Source organism: Mesorhizobium sp. WSM1386, assembly GCF_055901595.1.
The window spans coordinates 2,593,904-2,609,745 of the sequence record NZ_CM148373.1 but is presented as its reverse complement, the minus strand read 5'-3'; the positions used below and the strand labels follow the sequence as shown (position 1 = coordinate 2,609,745).

At 61.0% G+C, this 15,842-nt stretch carries 16 protein-coding genes; 4 read left to right on the top strand and 12 right to left on the bottom strand.

Annotation, left to right across the window (positions count from 1 at the left end):
* Window positions 1-110 precede the first annotated feature (110 nt).
* Together AC0NIH_RS12775 and AC0NIH_RS12770 are read right to left on the bottom strand one after the other, a co-directional pair.
* On the bottom strand, window positions 111-1,661 hold the full coding sequence (locus tag AC0NIH_RS12775; protein WP_473461425.1) for a peptidoglycan L,D-endopeptidase MepK: 1,551 nt from the start codon (window positions 1,659-1,661) through the stop codon (window positions 111-113).
* 209 nt (window positions 1,662-1,870) lie between these two features.
* Window positions 1,871-3,013 (bottom strand): hypothetical protein, encoded by a 1,143-nt coding sequence (locus AC0NIH_RS12770; protein ID WP_473461422.1) that lies wholly within the window; start codon window positions 3,011-3,013, stop codon window positions 1,871-1,873.
* 266 nt (window positions 3,014-3,279) lie between these two features.
* On the opposite strand from AC0NIH_RS12770, the gene AC0NIH_RS12765 reads away from it, so the two are divergent.
* Window positions 3,280-4,281, top strand: a complete 1,002-nt coding sequence (locus AC0NIH_RS12765; protein ID WP_287388617.1) for a LysR family transcriptional regulator — start codon at window positions 3,280-3,282, stop codon at window positions 4,279-4,281.
* Here AC0NIH_RS12765 and AC0NIH_RS12760 read toward each other — a convergent pair.
* The 4 genes from AC0NIH_RS12760 to AC0NIH_RS12745 all read right to left on the bottom strand — a co-directional run bounded on the left by AC0NIH_RS12760 (window position 4,265) and on the right by AC0NIH_RS12745 (window position 8,651).
* Window positions 4,265-4,969 (bottom strand): peroxiredoxin-like family protein, encoded by a 705-nt coding sequence (locus AC0NIH_RS12760; RefSeq protein WP_287388620.1) that lies wholly within the window; start codon window positions 4,967-4,969, stop codon window positions 4,265-4,267. The two genes, AC0NIH_RS12765 and AC0NIH_RS12760, sit on opposite strands and share 17 nt — an antisense overlap.
* Window positions 4,970-5,247: 278 nt before the next feature.
* On the bottom strand, window positions 5,248-6,642 hold the full coding sequence (locus AC0NIH_RS12755) for an NAD(P)/FAD-dependent oxidoreductase (protein ID WP_473461419.1): 1,395 nt from the start codon (window positions 6,640-6,642) through the stop codon (window positions 5,248-5,250).
* Between the two features lie 45 nt (window positions 6,643-6,687).
* Window positions 6,688-7,845, bottom strand: a complete 1,158-nt coding sequence (locus AC0NIH_RS12750) for a patatin-like phospholipase family protein (RefSeq protein ID WP_473461416.1) — start codon at window positions 7,843-7,845, stop codon at window positions 6,688-6,690.
* Between the two features lie 23 nt (window positions 7,846-7,868).
* A complete protein-coding gene (locus AC0NIH_RS12745; RefSeq protein WP_473461414.1) occupies window positions 7,869-8,651 on the bottom strand; it encodes a 3-hydroxybutyrate dehydrogenase in 783 nt (260 codons plus the stop codon).
* A gap of 283 nt (window positions 8,652-8,934) precedes the next feature.
* Here AC0NIH_RS12745 and AC0NIH_RS12740 point away from each other — a divergent pair, with 283 nt between their 5' ends.
* Window positions 8,935-9,846 carry a LysR family transcriptional regulator gene (locus AC0NIH_RS12740; RefSeq protein WP_287388631.1) on the top strand — a complete coding sequence of 304 codons (912 nt, stop codon included), beginning with the start codon at window positions 8,935-8,937 and terminating at the stop codon, window positions 9,844-9,846.
* A gap of 65 nt (window positions 9,847-9,911) precedes the next feature.
* Here AC0NIH_RS12740 and AC0NIH_RS12735 read toward each other — a convergent pair whose 3' ends face one another.
* The 6 genes from AC0NIH_RS12735 to AC0NIH_RS12710 all read right to left on the bottom strand — a co-directional run bounded on the left by AC0NIH_RS12735 (window position 9,912) and on the right by AC0NIH_RS12710 (window position 14,255).
* Window positions 9,912-10,376, bottom strand: a complete 465-nt coding sequence (locus AC0NIH_RS12735) for a DUF302 domain-containing protein (RefSeq protein ID WP_473461411.1) — start codon at window positions 10,374-10,376, stop codon at window positions 9,912-9,914.
* A 45-nt stretch (window positions 10,377-10,421) separates the two neighbouring features.
* A complete protein-coding gene (locus tag AC0NIH_RS12730) occupies window positions 10,422-11,624 on the bottom strand; it encodes an MFS transporter (RefSeq protein ID WP_473461408.1) in 1,203 nt (400 codons plus the stop codon).
* Between the two features lie 92 nt (window positions 11,625-11,716).
* Window positions 11,717-12,199 (bottom strand): cupin domain-containing protein, encoded by a 483-nt coding sequence (locus tag AC0NIH_RS12725; protein ID WP_023766719.1) that lies wholly within the window; start codon window positions 12,197-12,199, stop codon window positions 11,717-11,719.
* A 192-nt stretch (window positions 12,200-12,391) separates the two neighbouring features.
* Window positions 12,392-13,306, bottom strand: coding sequence for a LysR family transcriptional regulator (locus tag AC0NIH_RS12720; protein WP_023766718.1), 915 nt, complete (start codon window positions 13,304-13,306; stop codon window positions 12,392-12,394).
* Between the two features lie 207 nt (window positions 13,307-13,513).
* Window positions 13,514-13,789, bottom strand: coding sequence for a hypothetical protein (locus tag AC0NIH_RS12715; RefSeq protein WP_023766717.1), 276 nt, complete (start codon window positions 13,787-13,789; stop codon window positions 13,514-13,516).
* 190 nt (window positions 13,790-13,979) lie between these two features.
* Entirely contained in the window at window positions 13,980-14,255 is a 276-nt protein-coding gene (locus AC0NIH_RS12710; protein ID WP_473461405.1) for a hypothetical protein, read from the bottom strand.
* A 232-nt stretch (window positions 14,256-14,487) separates the two neighbouring features.
* On the opposite strand from AC0NIH_RS12710, the gene AC0NIH_RS12705 reads away from it, so the two are divergent.
* Together AC0NIH_RS12705 and AC0NIH_RS12700 are read left to right on the top strand one after the other, a co-directional pair.
* On the top strand, window positions 14,488-15,336 hold the full coding sequence (locus AC0NIH_RS12705; protein ID WP_473461402.1) for a patatin-like phospholipase family protein: 849 nt from the start codon (window positions 14,488-14,490) through the stop codon (window positions 15,334-15,336).
* Between the two features lie 231 nt (window positions 15,337-15,567).
* A complete protein-coding gene (locus AC0NIH_RS12700) occupies window positions 15,568-15,837 on the top strand; it encodes a BufA1 family periplasmic bufferin-type metallophore (protein WP_023766714.1) in 270 nt (89 codons plus the stop codon).
* Window positions 15,838-15,842 lie beyond the last annotated feature (5 nt).

The following is a 15,842-nucleotide window of genomic DNA, read 5'->3' as shown; positions in this document are numbered from 1 at the left end:
TTCATGCATGATTGTCAAATTTGGAAAATCTCTTACAGAGCCCAACGGGCGTCGCTGTGGAGGCCGCTGATTTCGCCCGACGGGTCTGGGCCGTCGCGGCCGTCGCCAACCTATTTGAAGCTGGCGATGGGCAGGAACTTCACCGCGGAGCCGGTGAAGCGGCGGTGATCGGACGCCTGTCCTCGCGGCTGGAACCCGTCAAGATAGATCTGCTCCGGTGCCGTGCGGATGAAATTAGCGGCGATGACCGGCGCCGCCGTCGATACTTTCCCCCCGACGATGCCGCGTCCTGTCGCAAGCGACCGGCCGGACAATGCGGCCGGCACGACGTCGGCGGTGGCTTCGGGGTCGAGACGTGGCTGGACACGGTCGGCCTTCGGGCTGGTCCTGACGCGCTCTTCGGGTTTCGATTGAGCGACTGCTATCCGCTGCCCGGCCAGCTTGTCGGGGCCGTCATCAGGATGATGCATGGCCAGCAGGGCACCGACAGCATCGCCGGATTTGGCCGCTTCCGGCTGATGCGCCGGGCTCGTCCGGCTTTCCGGTCGCCATGTCGGCAACGGGATGTTGAGCGCCACCATGTCCGGCGCGAGGCTCGCCGGAGCGGGATCCGTCTTGCCCAAGGAAATTTCGGCATTGGCTGATGCCGGCTTGTCGTCCGGCAATTCGGCGCGCGGCGCGAAGGCCGGCAGCGGCACTGAGTCCGGCGCCATGGCCATGACAGTCGCTTCGGGCCCGGCGAGCGGTTCTTCCGCCGGATCGGCGGTGGCCGTCTGGATGTCCGCGCGCTTCGCTTCCTGCGGCGGCACGATAGGGATGCCGGGTTCAACGGATTTGGACGGCTTGCGCGGCGCCGGCGCCGCTTCCGCGACATCTTCCGCCTCGTCCTCGCCGCGACCCAAAAGCGTCGCCAGCAAGCCACGCGACTTGCGTTGGCCGCCGTCGACGCTTGCCAGTTCGATGTTGGGCGTGCCGGCGGCCTTGCGCGATTTGTAGGCGGCAAACGCCTGCTGGTAGCCAGGCAGCGGTTTGCCGTCGCTCGGCACGTGCAATGTGTTGCCGTTCGGGAAAACCCTGGCGAGTTCCTGGCGGCTGATGCCCGGCCAATGCCGCACATTGCCGACATCCATATGAATGAAAGGCGAACCGGAGGTCGGGTAATAGCCGACGCCACCGCCCTGCATCTTGAGCCCGATGTCGCGCAGCTTCTTCAGCGGCACGTCCGGCAGGAAGAAGTCCATCGCGCGGCCAACCATATGCTGGCTCTCGCGAGCCACGCCCTTCGAGCGGCCGCGCAGCATGGTGTTGGTCGCTGGCGAACGATAGGCGCTGACGATGTAGATGTAGGCTGTCGAGCCGCTGGCCCGGTAGGCCTGCCAGACAAGGTCGAGCAGGCGCGGATCCATCCTGGTCGGCTCGTTGCGGCGCCAGTCGCGCAGCATCACATTGATCTTCTTCAATCCCGCCTGATCGTAGCGCCCGTTGCGCTTGAAGACGATCTCGGCCTTTTCGCCGGTATGAAGATGCTGGATCTTCAGGGTGCGCGTCTCGGCGAACGCGCTGGTGACGCACATGCAGAGGAACGCTGCCACGATGGCCGGCAACCGTGTCCAGCAACGGGAAGCGCCGGGCGTGTTTTGTTCGCTTTCGATCACGGTCATGCCTTGCACATCGTTTTTGTTTCGGGCGATTTGACGTCCCCGCCGGGATGAGGAACTTTCTCTTCGAGCCCTCGACCTGGCGAGCAGGCTCGATCACGCAGACGGGCACCCGTCATGTCGATGAACAGCATCTTGGTTAACGAATCGTGTCGGCGCCGGGAATGGGACGCTCCCACAGCGACGGTTGTCCGGAATTTCAGCCAATCACTTCAGCGGAACAGATATTTCGACACTTCGGGGTTGCCGCGCCGCCACATCACATTGTCGAGGAAGTAGTGGTGCACGTTGATGAATATCCACGCGATGAAGAGGAAAAGCGACGAGCCGAACACCGCCTTGTCGTAGGGAACAAGGTCCGCCAGTGCTATCGGCACCAGCCAGAAACCGAGCGCGCCGAGAATTGCGCCGACGACGATGAAGGCCAGCACCCGCAGCCTGTACACCGGCCCAAGAATGGACAGGATTTGCCATCGCGGCCTCTCGACGGCATCCGCGCGGTCGCGCTCGACGTTGGTCTGGTAGCGCCAGACCACCGCCAGATACTGCAAGGAATGGAGCGCCGGCACCACCAGCAGCCAGAGCGGGTTCAGCGTCACGAACAGGATCCAGGCATAAAGGGACACGACGTAAGCGACGACGCCATTATACGGCAGCGCCCCACCATGCCTGCGCCAGCGATTGATGAACATCACGGCGGTGGCCGCCGAGGAGGCGGCGGCGATCGACATGGCGATGGTGATGAGCCATGGCGGGACGGCGAAGGTGTAGTATTCCAAACCCCAGAACTGCCTCTCGGTGATCACCACGTTTGTCTGAAGCCAGGCGAACAGCCATACGGCGTAGCCGTTGAACAGCAACACCTTCTTGTCCTGATCGCTGAAGAACCTGCGCTTCAGCACGGCATCCACCATCAGCATGCCGTAGCCTTGCTTGACGTAATGCCAGCCGACGAAAAAGCCCATCGCGTTGGTCGCATTGCCGAGCAGCCGGGCATTCCCCGTCAGCGAGCCATAGGCAAAGAAGGCGGCCATGGCCAACGGGACGACGATCCCCGCGAGGATATAGCGGATCTGCAGACTGCGGCCGTAGCCCTCGCCGCGCACCTTGCGCGCGAAGTTGCGATAGAAGATCTGGTAGGAATGACCGAAGTGCGGCTGGTTTATAAGATGGGAGAGCAAGAACATCGTCAGCGTCAGGGCAGCTTCGTATCTGAGCGGCACAAAATATAGAACCGGCAGGATGACAAGCGCACTCCCGCCAAGCATGAAAAAGTCGATGAACGGGCCAAAGAGGTATTTTTGCGGGGCAGCCGCGACCGAGGCCGGGGCATCCGCCGAAAGGTGAAGTGCCATGGTGCCTTCTCCCTGTGATCGTTTATTTTAGCCATCGACCCTGGCGTCGGGCAAGCCGCCGGTGCGCGAAAACGACCTGGTCGGACGCACGCCGAGGTTCCAAAGCAGGCCAATTCAGGAAACAGGGGGGAATCTGGTGCTGCGAGAGAGGATTGAACTCTGAGTTTATCCAACAAAATCAATTGTTTAATCTGAAATTTGTAACATTGTGACGTCCGGCAAAATGACCTCGTCTATCGATCGAAGAAGGTCCATTCCCCGGGGAATTGGGCCGCGCCTTTGCCTTGGCCTCCTGTTGCGTTAGCATAGGCTCAAATTTGCTAGGCCTGACGAATCGGATTTCGCTGAGGGGGCGAAGATTCATGGAGATGCAGCAGGTCCGTTATTTCCTGGCCCTGTCCAGCACCCTGAACTTCACCAGGGCAGCTGAAGAGTGCAACGTCACACAACCTGCGCTGACGCGCGCGATCAAGACACTTGAAGACGAGTTGGGTGGAGAACTCCTTCGGCGCGAGCGCCAGCATTCCCATTTGACCGAGCTTGGGCGTCGCATGCTGCCGTTGCTGCAGCAATGTTACGATGCCGCCACTTCCGCCAAATCGCTCGCCAAGGCGGTGCAAAGCAGCGACGTGGCGCCGCTCAATGTGACCATTTCCAACAGCGTCAACATAGCGCTGCTGGTTTCGCCGTTTACGGAGCTTTTCCGTGCCTATCCCGGAGTCCACCTCAAGATCAACCGCGGCTCGCCAACCGCGGTCATCGATGCTCTCAAAAATGGGGAGGTCGAACTGGCGGTTGCCGGTTCGCTGGGGCAGGCTTGGGATCGACTCGACACCTGGCCACTTTTCCAGGAGGGCATAGAGCTTGTCGTGAATTCCGATCATCCGCTTGCCCGCCGCAACGAAGCCGATGTCGCGCTGAGCCAGCTTGCCGCGGAGCCAGTGCTGAGCAGGATCGATTGGGAAACGAGCGAGGAGCTGTCGCGCTGCCTGTCGGCAAATGGGCTGACGCCGCGATCCGCGCATGAGGTCGAGACCGACCACGATCTCCTGGCGCTGCTCGAAGCCAATGCCGGAGTTGGTTTCGTCTCGGTGACAGCGCCACGCTCGCCAAACGTCCGTAGGCTCAAGCTCCGCGACTTGGACATTTCGCGAGTCGTTGCCGTCTATGCAGTCGCCGGCCGCCAGCGTTCGCCGGTGGCGACGACGTTGCTAAACCTGTTGCGATCGACCGACTGGTCGACCTTTGGCGTCAGCGAGCCCGCCTGAGCGCCCCAATCAAGTCGTCGATATCCATCCGACGGCGGTAGTCCGGATCCACGAAGCGATCCGTGATCACCCCGTTTTTGCCGACGACGAAGGTCGCAGGGATCGGCAGGAACCAACTGGAGTTGCCTTGAAACTTTGGGATGTCATAGGCAACACCCATCAACTGCTCCATCTCGCCCCCGATCCAGATCGCAAGGTTGAGCGAAAGGGCGTAGCCATTGTCCATGTCTGTCAGGAATGGAAATTGGGCGCCTACGGCGGTCTTCATCGCCTTCGCGAACTTGCGCCGCTCGGGCATGATCGCGACGACCTGACCGCCCAGCGTCGCAATCTCCTGCTGAGCTTCGACGATGCCGATCGCATTCAACCGGCAATATGGACACCAGTGCCCGCGCTGAAAGGTGACCACGGCAGGCCCCTGGAGGAGGATGTCGCTCAGGCCGATCAGTCTGCCCTCGTCGTCAGGCAGCAGGAATCCCGGCATGATGTCGCCTGGGGCCGGCGCCATGGCTCCGGCCTCCTGCTGCTCCAGGCGCTCCACGAGGCGGTCAACCGCATCGGCGAAATCCGCGTTCAGGCGGCGCACTGCGGTCGCAATCACGGCGAGCCGCTCGTTCAGCGGTGCGTCGAGCTCGATGGCAGCCTGGACGGACTGTTCGAATGTCATTGCCTCGTAGTCGATGGCCATTTCTGCGCTTTCATGGGTTGCAGGCAGCCTATCATCAGAGCCCGCCGGCCATGGCCATGCTTTTCTCGCATGGTTTTGATGCCCCGCGTGCATCAAAACAGGAGAGGTTCGTATCCTGTTCGCAGCCTCCCCTCAATTCGTTACATTATTCCTGGTATCCGAGGCGAAGGCCGGCACGCCTCAACTATCGCCACCGACAATCCGGCAACGCGCATGGCCACTGTCACACCCCATCCGGGAGTGCCGCGCCAAGGATCAAGACGTGTTACTTTCCAGATTCAATGCAGTTTGACTCGGGGTTTTGTGCGCCGCGCAAAGATACCGGCGATCGTATCCAGCGTGGTCTTCAAAGACCCATGCACAGCCTTGAGGTGCATCTTGTAAAGTGTGTGATACATCAGCCGGGCAAGCAGGCCTTCGATCTTGAGACCGCCGATGAGACTGCCGAACGAGCCGTAGTCGGCCAGTGAAACAAGAGCGCCGTAGTCGCGGTAACGGAAAGCCGGCGCGGCCCGTCCCACAAGACGCGCTGCTACCACCTTGACGAGGTAATCAGCCTGCTGGTGGGCAGTCTGGGCGCGCGGTGGCAATGGGTTGTCATCGCCGGGCAGAACACAGCTTGCGCAGTCGCCGATCGCAAACACATTTTCGTCGCCTCGGGCCCGCAATGTCTCATCGACCACCAGGCGATTGATGTGGTCCGTCTCGAGACCATCGAGCTTCTTCAGGAAATCCGGCGCCTTGATCCCTGCGGACCAGACGATCAGCTCCGCCGGCACGAATAGCTTCTCGCCAAGCCTGACGCCGTTCTCCGTCACCTCCGTCACCTTGATCCCGCAGCGTATCTGGACACCGAGGTCGCGCAGCAGATGCGCCGAGGCACGTGCCAGATGCTCGGGCAAGGCCGGCAGGATGCGCGGCCCCGCCTCAACGATGGTGATGCGGATCAGCCTTTCGAAATCAATGTTGTCGAGATTGTGCGACGCGATCTCCCGCATCGACTTGTGCAGTTCGGCAGCCAACTCGACGCCGGTGGCCCCGGCACCAACGATGACGCAATGAAGCTGGTCTGGGGACAGCTGCTCATATTGCGCATTGGCGCGCAGGCATGCGTCTATCATGCGCCTATTGAATCGGGCGGCCTGATCGGCGGTATCGAGCGCGATGGCATGGCGTGCCGCTCCAGGCGTCCCGAAATCGTTGCTGACGCTGCCAACAGCCAGCACCAGCGTGTCGTAGCCCAACACACGCGGCGGGATGATCTGCCTGCCATCTTCGTCGAAGCTTGGCGCGACAAAGACCTGGCGCCTGGAGCGATCAATGCCGACGACTTCGCCGATGCGATATCGATAATGGTGGCGGCTGGCATGGGCAATGTATTCCACCGCATCGTTCGACGCACTCAAGGCACCGGACGCCACCTCGTGCAGAAGCGGTTTCCAGATGTGCGTGCGGTTGCGGTCGACAAGCGTGACGGAAAGCCGTCGCTTGCCGAACTTGCGGCCGAGACGCGTCGCGAGTTCCAGTCCGCCCGCGCCGCCGCCAACGATGACCACTCGATGCAGTGACGTGTCCGCATGCGATGGGGTTTCCGGTATCGTGCGGAAAAGCGCGGCGTTGTTGGCGAGCACGGCTTCTGGAACCAGCCGCATCCCCGGGGTGATGATCTGCATCGGTATTCTCCGCCTGTTTCTTCGGCCTCGCCGCGCTCGAACAATTCACTCTTGCGATTCGTGGATGACGATGCCCTGCAGCATGTCGATGTCGCATTCCCAGGGTTTCTCCGTGAGGACGCGCTGCCCATGCTCGTATCCCGCCTGCCAGCGCGTGCGGATGCCGGCGCGGGTGAAGTCGATGTCCTTGGTGTGGTCCTCGCCGTCGAGGCGTGGTGAAAGCAACCGCACAAGGTGCATGACAGACGGGCAACCATAGGACGCGAGTTCCTTGAACATCGGATCCTCGCGCCGCTCGTCCGGGACGAGCTTTCCCATTTCACGCACGACGTGGCGCAGACGATGCAATTGCTCCTGCCGGGCCACGTGGCTTTTGCCGCGGCTTGCGAATTGAAGGTCCTTTTGCCGCCCCATCACCTGCCAGATCGATTTCGGCTCGGTAGCGCGAGGCTGCCACATGTTGACGGCAAAGATCAGCGAGTCGCGCCGCGGACGCGCGTCGAGCACGACCTCGATGGGCGTGTTCGAATAGATGCCGCCATCCCAGTAAGGCTCGCCGTCGATACAGACCGCCGGAAACGCCGGCGGCAAGGCGCCCGACGCCATGATGTGAGCCGCCGACAGGGTCATCTCTCGCGTGTCGAAGTATTTGAGTTCACTGGTGTTGACGTTGACAGCGCCGACCGTCAGGCGGGTATGGCGCCGGTTGAGATAGTCGAAGTCGACCAGGTCATTCAGCGTCCTCTTGAGTGGATCGGTCGTGTAATAGGAGGCATTCTCGACACCCACTTCGCGGTTCACGCCGAACATGGCGCTGGGGTTCGGTTCGAAGAATCCCGGTATGCCGCGCATCACTGTGCCCATATTGGCAAAAATATTGCTTGGAGCCATCATCCGGAAAAACTCGTCGAGCGGACTGATACGGCTGACGCTTTCCCAGAACTCCTGAAGCCTCGCCAGCCGAACCGTTGGCTCGTTACCGGCAATCAACGCCGCGTTGATGGCGCCGATCGAGGTGCCTATGACCCAATCCGGCTCGATCCCGCCTTCGACGAGCGCCTGGTAGACACCGGCCTGATAGGCACCGAGGGCGCCGCCGCCTTGTAGCACCAACACCGTTTGCCGCTGAACGGCAGCATCGGCCACATGGGCGATCTCCGGCAACGGTTCAGCAGTCGGAGGATTTCGGGGGATCTTGTTCATGGTCTTTGCTCCTCGTTGCCGGTTCAGTGTGCGGTCCAGCCGCCTTCAATCGGGATGATGGCTCCGGTGATCGAGGCTGCGTCGTCCGAAGCCAGAAACAGGCAGAGTGCCGCTACCTGGGCGACGGTCACGAATTGTTTGGTTGGTTGGGCCGCCAGGAGGACGTCCTTGATCACCTGCTCCTCGGTAATTCCGCGTGCCTTGGCGGTGTCCGGTATCTGCTTTTCAACCAGCGGGGTCAGCACATAACCTGGACATACCGCGTTGACGGTGATGCCCTGTTCGGCGACTTCCAGCGCGACCGTCTTGGTCAGCCCGGCGACCCCATGCTTGGCGGCGACATAGGCGGATTTGTAGGGCGAGGCGACAAGGGCGTGGGCGGATGCAACGTTGATGATGCGACCCCATTTGCGCTCCTTCATCGCCTGCAGCGCTCGCCGGATCGTGTAGAACGACGACATCAGATCGATCGCCACGACCGCCTCGAATTTCTCGATCGGGAATTCGTCGATCGGTGCGACATGCTGAATGCCGGCATTGTTGACGAGGATGTCGACCGCGCCGAACTCGGCGATCGCCTTGTCCATCATCTCAGTGATCGCGCCACCCTTGCTCATGTCCGCATTGTCGTAACGAACGGTCACCCCGTGGTCAGCGGCAAGCTTTGCCCGCAGCAGTTCAATCTCACCGGTATCGCCGAAACCATTGAGCACAATGTTGCAGCCTTTGGCCGCGAAGGCCTCGGCGATGCCTTTGCCGATGCCGCTGGTCGAGCCGGTGATGAGTGCTGTCTTTCCTCTGAGCATCGTCGTTTCCTTCGGTTGGAGCCGCAGTCGGGATGGCCGGCAACGGCTGCGAGCAACGGGCTTGCGCGCCCAGGTCTCGAGTTCTGGCCCAAGTATGGCGAGCCGCCCGAAGCAGCGGAAATGCCGTTGAGACATGGATTCGATAGCTGAGGGTCAGATCATCAGCTCGGCGCGGGCGACGCCGTGGACCCAACCGCCTTGGCTTGTTTGACGTTGGGGCAGCTAGTAAGGTCTCACTGCAACACGGGCAGTGCCGTATACCAGGCCGCCGGGGGAGCGTGCAGTGGAGATCAGCCAAGTCAGATACTTCTTGGCCGTCGCCAAGGAATTGAACTTCACCAGGGCGGCCGAGCAGTGCAACGTCACGCAGCCGGCGCTTTCACGCGCCATCAAGCTGCTCGAGGACGAATTTGGCGGTGCGCTTTTTCATCGTGAGCGACGCTTCACCCATCTCACGGAACTCGGCCGCATGGTCGAAACCTATCTTGAGGGTGTTTTTGAGAACTCCCGGCAGGCCAAGCAGATAGCCGAGCAGTATGTGCATCTGAAGAAGACGCCACTCAGGGTCGGTATCATGAGCACGATTGCTCCCGACGAGATCATCGAGCTCATCTCGTCCATCCGCGGCCATCACCCGGGTGTGGAGCTTCATCTTTGCGACGCCGACGCGCCGAGTTTACGGCGGCGGCTGCTCGAGGGCGATCTCGAGGCTGCCATTTACGCATTGCCGTCGAACATTCCCGACGAGGAAGTGCACTCCTTGCCACTTTTTCGCGAGCAGATGGTGATGGCGGTCCATCTGACCCATCGCCTCGCCAACCAGCGCAGAGTGCAAGTGAAAGACATGAGCAATGAAAGTTACATCCACCGCAACAACTGTGAATTTGCCGGCTATGCCGACGCCGTTCTCTCCGAGCAGGGCGTCACCGTAAGCCCCGTTTACTGGAGCGATCGCGACGATTGGACACTCGCGATGATCGCCGCCGGCCTTGGTTTCGGTTTCATGCCCGAGCATACCGCCAAGCACGCGGGAGTGGTGGCCCTGCCGATCACCGACCCCGAATTCTGGCGCGAGGTCAATCTTGTCACTGTGCGCGGCCGCCGGCACTCGCCAGCGGTTGGCGCACTGGTGCGCGAGGCTACGCAGAAAAGGTGGTTCGGCGAGCGGGCGAAGGCATTGTCCGCCGCCGAGTAGCCCAGTCGCGGCGAGCATCCGGCCTAGCATATCCGAGCCACGGATCTCCGGTGCATCGTTCGCGTTCAGTCTTTTCTGATCGTCGAGGTGACGGACTGGATGACTTCGGTCGCCATCTTGAACTGCGCCTCGCGGTCGGTAATTCCATGCCGCTTGGCGATCCAGTCGAAATCGCTGTAGGCCGCATAAACCGCGCCATCCGCGGTCTGATAGACCAGAACACGCACCGGCCAATCGAGCCCGGCTTCCGGATTTGATGTGATGAAGGTCGTCCCAAGCGCCGGATTGCCAAACATTACCAGCCGAGACGGCCTGACATCGTTGCCGGCATTCTTGCCAAGTCTTGCCTGGTCGATGACGCCAAAGAACTTGATGCCCTTCTTGAGAACATCCCTCTTGATGCGCGCGACCGTCTCGCCGACGGAATAGTCGCTCTTCACAGTCACAACACCGTCCGAAGGTGCGGCTGGGAGAACGATCGCCATCATCATGGCGCCGCCGGCAATAATGGTTTTCAGGTAGTTGGTCATCTCAGTCTCCTTTGTTGGATAGTCAAGATTCTCGGTCGTTAGGTCTCATTCCTTTGGAGTTTGAAGCACGCGCGCCACTGCGATCGCGCCGGCGAGGACCGCGGCAAGCACGGCCACGCAAATGGTCCAGCCAATCCGGTCGTAGATCTGTCCGATGACGAAGCTGCCGGCGAGCCCGCCCGCATAGTAGGAGGCGAGGTAAATGCCACTTGCGGCGGCGCGGTCGTGCGAGGCGGTGCGGCTGACGTGTCCTGTCGCTATTGCCTGCGCCAGGAAGGTGCCGATTGCGACCAGCGCCATCCCGGCAAGAACGATCGGAAGGCTGGTCGTGAGCAGCAAAAGCAAACCCAGGATCGCCAGCACGAGCGTCGAACCGATGCCGACCCTTGGACCGAGGCCCGCGGCGACACGCCCGGCCAGGGGAGTGGTCAGCATGGAAGGCAGGAAGACGAAATAGACCAGTCCGAGCGCCATCGGCGACAGCGATAGTGGCGCGGCGACGAGCTGGAAATTCACGTAGGTGAAAGTGCCGATAAATACGAAGAGGATCAGGAAGCCTATGGCGAAGCAGCCGCGCAGCTCGGTGTTTTTCAGCGGACCCTTCCAAGCCGCACGGGCGGGCCCGCCCATCGTGTCGGCACGCATCATCGCGGACGTCTTCTGCAGCGTGAACCAGACGAGAGCCGCGCCAATCAGGTTGAGGGCGGCGAATGTCAGAAAGTTGGTGGAAATGCCGAATCTATCGGCGACGGCGGCCGACATCAGCCGTCCGAAGAAGTTGCTGGCGACATTGCCGGTCACATAGGCCGCAAGCGCACTTGTCGTCTGCCGCGCGGAAAAATGCTCGGCCAGGTAGGCCATCGTCAGTGTGAACGCGGTCGACATACACAAGCCCTGGGCAACACGCAGCAGGGCGAAGAGCAAGATACTGTCGGTCTGCGACAAAAGCGTCGTCGGGATCGCCAGCACCGCAAGGCTGATCCAGATGCCGTTGCGGCGATCGAGGTGCCTGCCGAAAAGCGCCACCGCGATCCCGGCCACAGCCATGCCGAACGTGCTGGCGTTAACGGCAAAGCCCATGGTCGCGCGGCTGACGCCGAATTTTATCACCAGCGAAGGCAGGATGGCCTGGGTGGCGAACAGATCGACGAGCGTGAGAAACGCGATCAGGGCAATCAGCCCGAAGCGCCAGCTGTCAGCGGCAACCATGCGCAGCCGCGTCGGTTCAGTCTGTTCACTGGTCGTCATGACAAGGCTCCGTGGCCACACGTCCCCAGGAGATCACCCGAGGACGCGCTTTCAGTTGCTGATGCTGGAATCTGTTCGCCGCGCCGAGCGGCTCACATCATGTGGTCTTCGTGCATTGCCGGCGGCAGGACGTCGGCTGAATAGAGCACCGCGGGCACCTTGCCGTTGTTCTTCCACCAGTGAGCGAGCTGGCCGAACTCGGCGGTCACGTCGCCGGCCGGATGCTCGATGCCGACCTTGCAGGTGCTGCGATATTCGGTGATCGAGCCTTCGACGACGATAATGTTGGCTGGGCGGACATTGTGCTCATGCCACGGCACGACGCCGCCCGGCTGCACGACGAGCTTGCGCAGGCGCAGCATGTTGCCTTTCCAGGCCTCGCCCTTGCTGCTCAGATCGATCGCGGAGAGAACGGTGTCGACGACGCCGACCGGCTTGCTTGGATGTTCCTGGATGTCGGTCGTAGCGGCCTGGCCGGCAGGGCAGTCGCCGGCGAAGGCCGGAGCAGCGGAAAAGGCAGCAGTTGCGGAAAGCAGCCCGACCGCAAACGCGAGGTTGAGTTTCTTGGTAGCCATCTTGTATTTCTCCTTTGTCGGTGCCCAAACGCGGGAGGCGGGGCATGACAGGGAGAATGATCGGAGCCGCGAAGAAAGAGAAATGCTGACTGGCTTTCAATTCGATACCTGAAAACTATCGTGAGCCATCATGGCTGCATGCAGACGCATGGCATCACATGCACGCCGTGCCAGAATTTCTTGGAGTTTGCTTCAGGCTGCGGTCTTGTGGATTGCCTGGGCTATGGCACTTTCCGGCCAGCCATGCGCCTTGACGCTGTTGACGAAGGCCGATGCCGCCGGCGAGAATCTGCGTCCCGCGACGACGACCAGGGACACTTCCCGCCAGACTTCCGGATCGATGACGGGCCGGACCTGCAAGCCCGGGATCACTGCGCTGAACTCCGGGATGAAGCAGATCCCAAGTCCCCCTGAAACCATATTCTGGATCCAGTCCTCGCGCTCGCTGGCGTAGGAGATCCTGAGCTTCACGCCGCGGTCGGTGCACAGTCCGGCGAGGTGATCACGATACTCGCAGTTGAGCCGCCTGAGATAGTTTTCACCGTCGAGTTCGGAGATGGCGACATTGTCGTTGCGAGCCAGCCGATGGCCGTTTGGAAAGGCCAGAACAAAGCGTTCGCGATAAAGTGGCGTGACATCGAATCGGTCCGGAAAGCTGTCGCTCGATGCCATGATAGCGACGTCGATCTCGCCAGACTCAAGCAGCTGAGAGAGCGATGCTGGCACGCCCTCGACCAGCTGCAGCTGGATGCCCTGCTGGCGTCGGTTGAAGTCGGTCAGCAGGCCGGTGAAGCGGCGCGGACCAATGGTGCACATGACGCCAACCTTGAGGTTGGCGTTTTCCAGGCACAAGAATCTCGACGCCTCCTGCCGCACTCCGGTCAGTTCGTCGAGGATCTGTTGGAACCGAGGGCGCAGCAGCACGCCAAGATCGGTGAGGTGCGTGAGGTTTCGCTCGCGGCGAAACAGCAGGCCGCCGACCTCGTCTTCGAGCTGTTGGATCGCGCGAGACAGCGCCGGCTGGGTGACATTGCACTTTTCGCCGGCGCGCGTGAAATTTCGCGTCTCGCACACGGCAAGGAAGTAGCGGATGTGATGAATGTCCATGCCGATTTGTCCCCGTTGCGTAGTCCTTTTTGCTCAACCGAACCTTGCCGCAAACGACATCAACGTTCCAATGCGCCGCTGCTATAGAGTTCATAGCATATCGTCATGGGCTGGCGCGGTTTGGCGCCCTGAAAGGCTTTGGCGGGACATAGGGGACGGCGGCGAGCAACTTGCTCGCCGTCGCGCTCTGGAAAGCCAGGGTGACGTTCAGCTGTTGCCGCCGAGCTGATGAACTTTCACGCAGAATTCGGCATGGGGCTTGCTCATCGCTGCGTCGTTGCATTCTTTCTTCATGGCATCCCGCTTGTCCTTCGACATAGCGCCCCAAGCTGCTTTGAAGTCGGCATCCGATTTCATCGTCTTCATGCCGGCGTCAGTGAAGAAAGGCTGCATGTTGGACGGCTCGTCGAGCACGCCGGCGAAAGCAACGCCGCTCAGGGCGGAAAGCGCGAAGGCGCCGAGGCAGATAGATTTTACATTCATAGTATGATCTTTCTCTGAAGTTTAGCAATCATCCCATCGACGACTGCGGCAATATTCGTCAGCAATTCAAAACTATGTGGTTCCTCCTTGCCAATACGAATTTTGGTGCAATCACTCAGTATTTCGCCAATGCCGTCCGCGTATGAAGTTTATACCGGCTCTGCATCCTGCGGATGCTCGGCGGCGGCCGCTATTTGGCATCATCCAAGGCGAGCACGTTGACGCAAAATTGCGCATGGGGCTTGCCCATCGCGGGATCTTTGCAGGCCTTGGTCATCGTGACCCGGTCATGCTTCGGCATGGCGAGCCAGGCCTTCTTGAAGCCTGCCATCGGCTTCATCGTTTTCATCGAGGCGTCTGTATAGAACGTCGGCAACGCAGCCAGATCGCTGAAGGGATCCGCAGCCGCGGCCCCGGCAAGCAGGCCGAGGGCAATCGCCCCCAGGCAGGCAGTTCGTATTGTCATGGCACGCTCCTTTCTATGTGCTGAAGGCTCGCCGGCGACCTGCGTGTTGCAGGTTCAAAGCAAAATCCTGGGATTTGCCTGCCTTGCAAAACCTTGCGACGCACGAGGCGATGCAGCCAATGCAATCTGCCTATGGAGTTCATGCCACCTTGGCATTTCGCCGACAGGAGAAGATGCGGCAGTCTTTCCATCAAACGCCCAGCTTGGCGCTTTTGGGATGGAGACTGAGACAATGCATATCCAGACCGGAATCGAAACCAACCAACTCATCGCTGCAGGACCTGCAGTGGCAGAGATGCAAGTGGTGGACATTGTTCTGACAAGCGATGCACACGGCGCATTTGTCTGGGGTGTCCTCGACCGCTTGTTGGACGAGCCTGCCCTTTCCTTCGGCAACATCACGGCGTCCGGTTTCGGCGCAACGGAGGCAGCGGTGCTCGCCTATGGCCTGGCCCTGGGCGGTCGGCGTGGCGCCCGGACGGCACTCACGAACTTCTGGCGACGCGTCAGTCATGCGTCGATGTTCAATGCAGCCAATCCGCTAAGATCGATCCTGGAACAGTCAATCGACATTGCGGAGATCTGCAAGACAGGCTGCCCGGTGAGCCTCAGCATTCAGGCTTCGAATTCCCGCACAGACGCCTTGAAGACCTTCCCCAGCGATCAATTGTCGATCGAGGCGATCCTGGCGGCGGCCACGATCCCCTTCCTCTTCCCGGCCGTGGAGATCGACGGCGATACCTATTGGGGCCACGGCGACGCTTCGACTTTGCCGTTGGTGCAGCCGTTTGAGACCGGCCATCGGCTGATCGTCACTGGTAAGGAACCATTGTCCATGACGCCCTGTGCGGATCGCCGTCTCGCCGGCAGTCCTTGCTCGATGATGTGCACGCCAATTCACTTCATCTTCGATGGCCAGCACCGGGCCGCCTCGGCGCTGTTCACGAGACCGTGGACCGACTGGGGTGAACTGACCGACATGCGCGACAGAGGACGGCAGCGAGCAGAGGATTGGCTTCTCGCCGATCATCTCTTTCAAGACGAACGCCCGACCGCCAACAGCAAAAATCGATACGTCTAGGCGCCTCCCTCCCGCCTAGTCGCGCCTGCTTCGATCCGCTCCCGAATGCGGGCGCCAAGCCCTCCGGTTCCCCGCCGGAGGGCTTTTGCTTGGCAGGGGCTTCAACATAGTGACCGCGTATCAAATCCATGCCGAGACAGCATTTCAGCTCGGCCGCCGGATCAGGGACACTGCTTGCAGACAGGCCGCAAGGTCGGTCTTTCCCTCGAAACGCAACCAGGAGACACGTCTGTGATCAACGCCAAAACCCTCATCGGATCGGCCCTAGCGGCCGCCACTTCGCTGGCCGCAACGGCCGCTTATAGCGGCCCGGCTGCCAAGCCCGCCTTCGCCTTCGAAAAGTGCTACGGCGTCGTCAAGGCTGGCCAGAACGACTGCCAGACCGCGACGCATTCCTGCGCCGGCACCTCCACCGCAGACAACCAGCCGGATTCGTGGCTCTACGTGCCCGCCGGCAGCTGCGCGAAGATCGCTGGCGGCAGCGACAAGCCTAAGGCCTGACCGAT

Coding starts and splice junctions, on each gene's coding strand:
- AC0NIH_RS12775 (WP_473461425.1), bottom strand. CDS start 1,661: ATGACCGTGATCGAAAGCGAACAAAACACGCCCGGCGCTTCCCGTTGC.
- AC0NIH_RS12770 (WP_473461422.1), bottom strand. CDS start 3,013: ATGGCACTTCACCTTTCGGCGGATGCCCCGGCCTCGGTCGCGGCTGCC.
- AC0NIH_RS12760 (WP_287388620.1), bottom strand. CDS start 4,969: ATGGCCATCGACTACGAGGCAATGACATTCGAACAGTCCGTCCAGGCT.
- AC0NIH_RS12755 (WP_473461419.1), bottom strand. CDS start 6,642: ATGCAGATCATCACCCCGGGGATGCGGCTGGTTCCAGAAGCCGTGCTC.
- AC0NIH_RS12750 (WP_473461416.1), bottom strand. CDS start 7,845: ATGAACAAGATCCCCCGAAATCCTCCGACTGCTGAACCGTTGCCGGAG.
- AC0NIH_RS12745 (WP_473461414.1), bottom strand. CDS start 8,651: ATGCTCAGAGGAAAGACAGCACTCATCACCGGCTCGACCAGCGGCATC.
- AC0NIH_RS12735 (WP_473461411.1), bottom strand. CDS start 10,376: ATGACCAACTACCTGAAAACCATTATTGCCGGCGGCGCCATGATGATG.
- AC0NIH_RS12730 (WP_473461408.1), bottom strand. CDS start 11,624: ATGACGACCAGTGAACAGACTGAACCGACGCGGCTGCGCATGGTTGCC.
- AC0NIH_RS12725 (WP_023766719.1), bottom strand. CDS start 12,199: ATGGCTACCAAGAAACTCAACCTCGCGTTTGCGGTCGGGCTGCTTTCC.
- AC0NIH_RS12720 (WP_023766718.1), bottom strand. CDS start 13,306: ATGGACATTCATCACATCCGCTACTTCCTTGCCGTGTGCGAGACGCGA.
- AC0NIH_RS12715 (WP_023766717.1), bottom strand. CDS start 13,789: ATGAATGTAAAATCTATCTGCCTCGGCGCCTTCGCGCTTTCCGCCCTG.
- AC0NIH_RS12710 (WP_473461405.1), bottom strand. CDS start 14,255: ATGACAATACGAACTGCCTGCCTGGGGGCGATTGCCCTCGGCCTGCTT.
- AC0NIH_RS12705 (WP_473461402.1), top strand. CDS start 14,488: ATGCATATCCAGACCGGAATCGAAACCAACCAACTCATCGCTGCAGGA.